Consider the following 6,814-nt stretch of genomic DNA (forward strand, 5'->3'; position numbering starts at 1 on the left):
AGATCAGCACGGTCGCCCTGGTCCGCGACCGGCGCGCCTTTCCGGAGGATTGCGCCAGGGCGGCCGTGCTGATCTCGCGGCTCGCCGCGCCCCCCACCTGCACGGCCCCGCTGGTGATCGACCGCCGGGTTCTCGCCGCCCGAGGCGCCGTCGCACTCCGGGCCGACCGGGACGGCTTCACGGCACGCTATACCCATGACACGGGGCGCGCCGTGCCTTGGCGGCCATCGCCGGCTTTACGGCCCTCGCCTCTTGTCCCACGGCCGGAAACGCCGACGCCCGGTGAGCCGCTCCCGGCAGAGGCCGACGCACCCGGTCCAGAGGCCGCGCCGGGCGACGCGCCGGCCGAACCGCTTCAATAGCGGCGGACGAGGCTGACGAGGCGGCCCTGGATCTGGACCCGATCGGGACCGAGAACGCGGGTCTCGTAGGCCGGGTTGGCGGCCTCGAGGGCGATCGAGGAACCCCGGCGACGCAGGCGCTTGAGCGTCGCCTCCTCGTCGTCGATCAGCGCGACGATGATGTCGCCGGTATTGGCCGTGTCCTGCTTGCGGATCACCACGAGGTCGCCGTCGAGGATGCCGGCATCGACCATCGAATCGCCGCGAACCTCGAGGGCGTAATGCTCGCCACCGGCCAGGAAGTCCGGCGACATGGTGATGGCGTGGCTCTGGTTCTGGATCGCCGAGACCGGCGTACCGGCCGCGATCCGGCCCATCACGGGAATCGAGATGGACCGGCCGCCGTCGTCGATCATCCGGGCGGTCGCAGGCTGCGCTGGCAGCTTGGACTTCCCGCCCTCGACCACGCTCGGAGTGAAGCGGCGGGGTTCCGCGGGCGGTGCAGCCGGCTGCGACAGGCTCTCGGGGATGCGGATCACTTCGATGGCACGCGCCCGGTTCGGAAGGCGCCGCAGGAAGCCGCGCTCCTCCAGGGCCGTGATCAGCCGGTGGATGCCCGATTTGGACTTCAGATCGAGGGCGTCCTTCATCTCGTCGAACGAGGGCGGGACGCCACATTCCTGCATGCGGCTCTGGATGAAACGCAGGAGGTCCAGCTGCTTGCGCGTGAGCATCGACGGGGGACTCGCGGCTTGGAGGACCGCATCGATGCGGTCGCGGAAACAAATCACGAACACGTTAAACGTTCCGCAAGTGTTCCGCAAGCGCGATCGGCCAAGCTTGAGCGATCGGCTGTGTGCGGATGCGGACGTTATGTGCCATGACGCGTCCGCGCCGCCATGGCAGAACCGGCCGAGCCGGATCGGCACGATCCCGGGTCAGCCTCGGTGACCTGAATCGCCGGAATGGGCCGGAGGCCGGGAGGGCCGGGGCGGCGCGGCGGGCCGCTCGTCCCGGCCCCTGACACCTTGCCCGAACGACAGACATAGATCGCATGGACGCCGCATCATCCGACATCGCCGAGACCGGCAGCCGCGTGAAGCGCCTGAGAACGGCGACCGCGGCAGCCCATGATCAGCTCGACCGGCGCATCATGGCGGCAAAGCCGTTCGCGAGCCTCGAGCGCTACGCGTTGTTCCTTCAGATCCAGTACCGCTTCCATGCGGTCGTCGATCGGGTCTATCGCGATGGCGCGTTCGCACATGTCCTGCCCGATCTCGACGGCAGGCGGCGACTGCCCCTGATCCAGCAGGATCTGCGCGATGTCGGAGCGACCATCCCTGACGGCGCGTCCGAGGACCACCCCGGGACGATCGATCCGGCGCAGGGATTGGGCTGGCTCTACGTCGCCGAAGGCTCGAATCTCGGCGCGGCCATCCTCCTCAAGGAAGCCAGGGCGCTCGGCCTGTCGGAAACCCGCGGCGCCCGCCATCTCGCCGGACATCCCGAGGGACGCGGGTTGCATTGGCGGCACTTCACGGCCGCCCTCGACCGGGTCGAACTCGGGGAGGGCGGCGAGCAACGCGTCGCCGCGGGGGCGACGGAGGCGTTCCACTTCGTACGCCGGCTGGTCGGGGACGTCTTCGAAGGCTGATGCCGCCGCCCGGTCGGATCGTTCAGCGGCCCTGGCACAGCAACAGAACCTGTCACGCGTGCCATCCACCGGCGAGTGGGGCGATGACCGGTCGCCGACGCGCGGAACGGCGTCTCGGGCGACAAACGAATTGACTGGGCAAGCGGGGCCGTTTCAATGCGCCTTGATGCTTGCCCCGGAGGGCGGGACAGGCGGATCGTCCCGGCGGCTTCGAGACTGGGCTGGAATTGGGCTTGGGATGACGAGGATGCGACGCGCGGCTCTTCTGCCCATCGGTGTCGGGGCCGTCGGCCTGGCGCTGGCCGGCTGCACCACCGGGTTCTCGTATATCTCGCGCAACTACGTGGCGCTCACCCCGCAGGTGGTGACCATCGGCTGCAAGGAGCCCTACGAGGTCTACGACAACCGGCAGGTGCGCCGGATGCTGGTCGTCTCGAACGCCCTGCGCGAGTACACCGGCTGCAATCTCAGCGAGGTGCGGATCGATCCGGATCCGGCCGCGACCCGGGTGAAGCGGTTCCGCACCGCCGCCCGCGCCTATCTCGACGAGACCGTGCGGGAGGATTGCCGGATCACCGGCGAGACCGTGTTCGATCCGCAGAAGAGCGAGTTCACCTACGCCTGCGACGCGCCGATCGAGAAGCGGGGCACGGTGGTGCCGCGCCTGCCGGGCCGCAATCCGGGCTTCATCCAACAATGATCTGAGCCGGCCACGCCAGACCCGAGACCGGCCGGTCAGGCGCCCGGCTTGGGGAAGGTGCGCTCGGCCGCATCGCCGGCGGCCGCCAGCAGGGCGCGGGCGAAGGCCCTTGCCTCCGCCCGGTCCAGCACGATCGCCGCGGTGACCGGGCCGCCGCCGAGGTCGGCGAGGGCGAGTTCGAGCCGCACCCCGTCCGGCACGGCGCTCGCCTGGAGGCTCCAGCCGCCCCCCCGTTCCGTGCTCTCCGCCATGACATCCCTCCCGCCTGCAGGACCCGAGACGACGCCGCAGGCTCCGGCCGGAACGGCCCTCGCCCGGGACTGTTCCCGCGTCGCGCCGCACCCGGCTTCCCTGCCTCGCCTGTCCACGTTCCTCAAGAGCGCCGGCCCGACCGTGGCGAACGCCGGGGTCGGGCCGCTCCGGAGCGATTGACGCCGGCGCCTCGATGATGTCTCCCCCGGGCGACCTGACACGGGGAGTCGCGACACATGCAAGAGATCTGGTTCCGCACCGGCGAGGCCACCGTCCTGGCCGCCGACGGGCAGTACACCGACGCCATGCCCGAGGTGCTGATCGGCTCGGTGCGCGGGCCGGTGGGTCAGGCCTTCGCGTCGATGATGGGGCAGGTCCAGGGCCACACCCGGATGTTCGTGGTGCGCGACCTCAACCAGCTGGTGCGCCCGGCCACGATGATGACCACCAAGGCGACGATCCACACGGCCGAGTATGTCGAGCTGCTCGGCGGAATCGTCCAGGCCGCCACCGGCGACGCGATCGTGGATTGCATCATCGAGGGCGTGTTGCCCAAGGACGGTCTCGACGAGCTGTGCATGATCATCATGATCTGGCTCGACCCGCGCTGCGCCGAGGACGACAACCTCGACCGCAAGGACCTGTACCGCACCAACTACGAGGCGACGAAGCTCGCCATCGCCCGGGCCCTCAAGGGCGAGCCGACCGTGGACGAGCTCATCGCCAACCGGAAGACCGTGAAGCACTACGCGCTCGAGGACGTGATCGAGTATTGATCAGCGCGACGCCCGCACCAGCATCGTGCGGGCGTAGACATCGCCCAATCGGCAATCGAGCCCGGCCGAGGCGATGACGAGACGATCGTCGGGGTCGGTCAGCCGGCGGCGGGCCCAGTCGGATCCGGTCCGTTCCGACAGGGTGATGTCGAAGGCATGTTGCTCGACGAGCAGCACGGCCTCACACATCGGCAGAGCTTCGTAGCCCAGGAGCTTGATCTCGATCTTCCGGCTTTTGGTGCCGGCAGGCTTGCGGCGGTCGCTTGGGGATATGATTTCAGCAGCGAGGAAGCAGGCCGACACCACGTTGCGACCCGGTTCCACCTCGGCAGCATCAATGATCGCGACGTCGGGGACGTAGATATGCCCTTCCAGGGCGGGTCTCAGATCGACAGCTGGGTTCTGTAGGGAGATTCGGGGAAGCCCCAGGCGCTCGATCCCGTTGGTCAGGAGGCGATCCAAGTTGCCGGCGATGATCTGATGATTGATATTCGGCTGGGCTTGCATGAGGAAGCGCCCCGCGACGAGTTCCCAAGTTTCCCCATCCGGCCGTGCGGCGACGAAATCCTGGAAGCTCTGATGGAGATCGAGCGGTGCGAGTTCCGCGAGCGTGGCCGTCATGACGGACTCCTTCCGAGTGGCGACAACAGGATCGGGCCAGCCGCCGGGCCGGTCAAGCACGTCTCAACGCGGCGGGATGCGCCCCACCGAGCACAGGGTGCGCATCGCGCTGCTGCCGGGGTCGGTGTAGCAGGAGGCCGACCAGCCGTTCTGCTGGATGAACGACTTGCGACGGTCCGACAGGGCCGTCCGGTAGGCGTCGGCGATGATCGGCTCGACCCGCGCGGCCGGCTCCCCGACCAGGATCTCCGAGGCGGCCGCGAGGTCGCGGAAGAAGGCCGCCGAGGGGGTGGGCTCCGCGGAGGTCGCCTGCACGATCGGCTCGGCCCTGCAGGTCACGTCGAACTTGATCGGACCGGCCAGGCGGATGTCGATGCTCGGCCCGGCGCGCTTGCCGACCTTGCCGCCGATCGCCCCGGCGATCTGCTGGGCGAGGTCGTCGCACGGCTCCGCCCGGGCGGCGAGGGGCAGGCCGGCCAGGGCGGCGAGGAGGACGGCGAAGAGCTGCCGGGCGGCGCGGAAGCTTGACATGGCCGGCACTCTACGCGCCGCGCCGGACGTGTCGAGGGCGGCGTTCACTGCCGCATCTGGGCGAAGCTCTTGAGCAGGGCCGGGGCGAGGCGCATCCCCGCCGGCACCAGCTCGGCCGGCGGCGGCCGGCGGACGCAATCCTCCAGGTAGGCCAGGGATTCCTCCAGGACCGCGCCGGTGAACGGCTTCGCGATCACCGCCGTGGCGCCCTCCAGGTCGTCCGAGAGGGCCCGGGCGTTGGCGGTCATGAAGGCGGCCGTGATGCCCCCGATGGCGCGCACCGCATGCGCCACGTCCACGCCGGAGGAATCGTCGCCGAGGCGCAGGTCGATCAGCACCAGTTCGGGCCGGGTCTCGTGGACGAGGGCGATGGCCTCCGCCGCCGTCATGGCGGTGCCCACGACGCGATAGCCGGCATCCTCGAGCATCATCTCGATCTGCATCAGGATCAGGGCCTCGTCCTCGACGACGAGGATCCGCATTGGCTCGCTCATGTGGCCTCCAGACCGGTAGCCATCTCGCGGGGCAGGCGCACGTTGACGACCGTGCCCGGATCGTTCGCCTGCCAGGCGATGCTGGCATTGAGTTGGCGGCAGAGGGTGCCGATCAACCGCTTGCCGAACGAGCGCTGCTCCATGACCTGCACGGGCATGCCGACGCCGTCGTCGGCGATCCTGATGGTGAAGTAGCGGTCGTCCGGCGCCACCGTCACCGAAAGCCGGCCGGCGCGGTGGTCCGGAAAGGCGTGCTTGAGGGCGTTGGTGATCAGCTCGTTCATCATTAGCGCCACCGGCGGGGCCTTGGTCACCGGGATCTCCACCGTTTCCAGGTCCAAGTGCAGGCGGATCCGGTCCGTCCCGGAACCGCGGACAAGGTCGGTGGCGAGATCGCGGGCGAACTCGGCCACGTCGAACCGCTCGACGTTGTTGGACTGGTAGAGCCGGCGGTGGACCGTGCCGAGGGCCTCGACCCGGGTCAGCATCGATTCCATGGCGGCGCGGGCGGCGGGATCGGTGATCGCCCGGGTCTGCATGGCGAGCAGGGCCGCGATCATCTGGAGGTTGTTCTTGACCCGATGATCGACCTCGTGGACCAGCATGGTCTGCGTGGCCAGGGCATCGGTCAGGTCGCGGGTCCGGCGGGCGACCTCGGCCTCGAAATGGTCCTTCTCCTTCTGCACCCGGAGATGCGCGTCGACGCGATCGGTGACGTCGAGCTGCGAGGCGAAGAAGAACAGTACCTCTCCGGCCTCGTTGGCGACGGGGCTGAGATACAGGGCGTTCCAGAACGGCGACCCGTCCTTGCGGTAGTTCAGCACGTCGATCGCGATGTCGCGCTGCGCCGCCACGGCCTCCCGGATCAGCGTCACGGCGCCCGGGTCGGTGTCGGGCCCCTGGAGGAAGCGGCAGTTGCGACCGAGCACGTCCTGGCGGTCGTAGCCGCTCATCCGCAGGAACGCGTCGTTGGCGAAGACGATCGGGTTGTCGGGCAGGCGCGGATTGGTCACGATCATCGCCATCCGCGTGGCACGGACTGCGGCGGCGAACGGATCGCCCTTGCCGTGTTCGGCATCGAGCCGGTCCGTCAGATGCCAAGCGTCGGGCTGTTCCATCGAACCTACTCTTCCATGCCCGGCGTATCGTCACCTCCGGCAATCGGCTTAGGCCTGCGCGCTCGCAGTGCCGCACGCTCAACGGCCGATCCGGAGAATGGGTTCAGCCCAGTCTCACTTTGGTTCTGGAATCGACCAGACAGGATGCCGCACGGGTGGGACCCGGTCCGGGCTTGCGGGCGAACCGTCCGCCCACCTCCGGATATGCGACATCGTCCCCACGCGCCTGCGGCGCCGGGGGCATGGCCCAAGAAGTCTCCTCACGCTGGACGCGGGACGCCGCGGGAACCCAGGTGACGGCCAAGTTACGCGCGGGATCCGATCCCC

Annotated in this window: 9 protein-coding genes and 1 pseudogene; 4 read left to right on the forward strand and 6 right to left on the reverse strand. The window is 69.2% G+C overall.

Annotation, left to right across the window (positions count from 1 at the left end; translation table 11 throughout):
- Positions 1 to 362 (forward strand): annotated as a pseudogene (locus tag FV228_RS33760) (competence protein ComEC); the annotation flags it as partial.
- Here the strand turns inward: FV228_RS33760 and lexA are convergent.
- On the reverse strand, positions 356 to 1,075 hold the full coding sequence (lexA, locus tag FV228_RS16810; RefSeq protein WP_147855676.1) for a transcriptional repressor LexA: 720 nt from the start codon (positions 1,073 to 1,075) through the stop codon (positions 356 to 358). The pseudogene FV228_RS33760 and the gene lexA overlap by 7 nt on opposite strands.
- Before the next feature lie 320 nt (positions 1,076 to 1,395).
- Between lexA and FV228_RS16815 the strand changes: the two genes are divergently transcribed.
- Both FV228_RS16815 and FV228_RS16820 read left to right on the forward strand, forming a co-directional pair.
- Positions 1,396 to 1,995 (forward strand): biliverdin-producing heme oxygenase, encoded by a 600-nt coding sequence (locus tag FV228_RS16815; protein WP_147855677.1) that lies wholly within the window; start codon positions 1,396 to 1,398, stop codon positions 1,993 to 1,995.
- A 247-nt stretch (positions 1,996 to 2,242) separates the two neighbouring features.
- Positions 2,243 to 2,695, forward strand: a complete 453-nt coding sequence (locus FV228_RS16820; protein WP_147855678.1) for a hypothetical protein — start codon at positions 2,243 to 2,245, stop codon at positions 2,693 to 2,695.
- 35 nt (positions 2,696 to 2,730) lie between these two features.
- Here the strand turns inward: FV228_RS16820 and FV228_RS16825 are convergent, their stop codons facing one another.
- Positions 2,731 to 2,946 carry a hypothetical protein gene (locus FV228_RS16825; protein ID WP_147855679.1) on the reverse strand — a complete coding sequence of 72 codons (216 nt, stop codon included), beginning with the start codon at positions 2,944 to 2,946 and terminating at the stop codon, positions 2,731 to 2,733.
- Between the two features lie 237 nt (positions 2,947 to 3,183).
- On the opposite strand from FV228_RS16825, the gene fae reads away from it, so the two are divergent.
- Positions 3,184 to 3,723, forward strand: a complete 540-nt coding sequence (fae, locus tag FV228_RS16830) for a formaldehyde-activating enzyme (protein ID WP_092038463.1) — start codon at positions 3,184 to 3,186, stop codon at positions 3,721 to 3,723.
- Here the strand turns inward: fae and FV228_RS16835 are convergent, their stop codons facing one another.
- The 4 genes from FV228_RS16835 to FV228_RS16850 form a co-directional block, all read right to left on the reverse strand.
- Complete coding sequence (locus tag FV228_RS16835; RefSeq protein ID WP_147855680.1) at positions 3,724 to 4,344, reverse strand: Uma2 family endonuclease; 621 nt, start codon at positions 4,342 to 4,344, stop codon at positions 3,724 to 3,726. It lies immediately after the preceding gene.
- 63 nt (positions 4,345 to 4,407) lie between these two features.
- Positions 4,408 to 4,875, reverse strand: coding sequence for a hypothetical protein (locus tag FV228_RS16840; protein ID WP_147855681.1), 468 nt, complete (start codon positions 4,873 to 4,875; stop codon positions 4,408 to 4,410).
- Positions 4,876 to 4,919: 44 nt separating this feature from the next.
- Entirely contained in the window at positions 4,920 to 5,369 is a 450-nt protein-coding gene (locus tag FV228_RS16845; protein WP_147855682.1) for a response regulator, read from the reverse strand.
- The gene (locus tag FV228_RS16850; RefSeq protein WP_147855683.1) at positions 5,366 to 6,487 is read right to left on the reverse strand and encodes a histidine kinase dimerization/phosphoacceptor domain -containing protein; all 1,122 of its coding nucleotides are present in this window, start codon (positions 6,485 to 6,487) and stop codon (positions 5,366 to 5,368) included. The genes FV228_RS16845 and FV228_RS16850 overlap by 4 nt, the downstream gene beginning before the upstream one ends.
- Positions 6,488 to 6,814: the final 327 nt, after the last annotated feature.

Origin of the sequence: Methylobacterium sp. WL18 (assembly GCF_008040015.1) — a bacterium.
GTDB classification, from domain to species: domain Bacteria; phylum Pseudomonadota; class Alphaproteobacteria; order Rhizobiales; family Beijerinckiaceae; genus Methylobacterium; species Methylobacterium mesophilicum.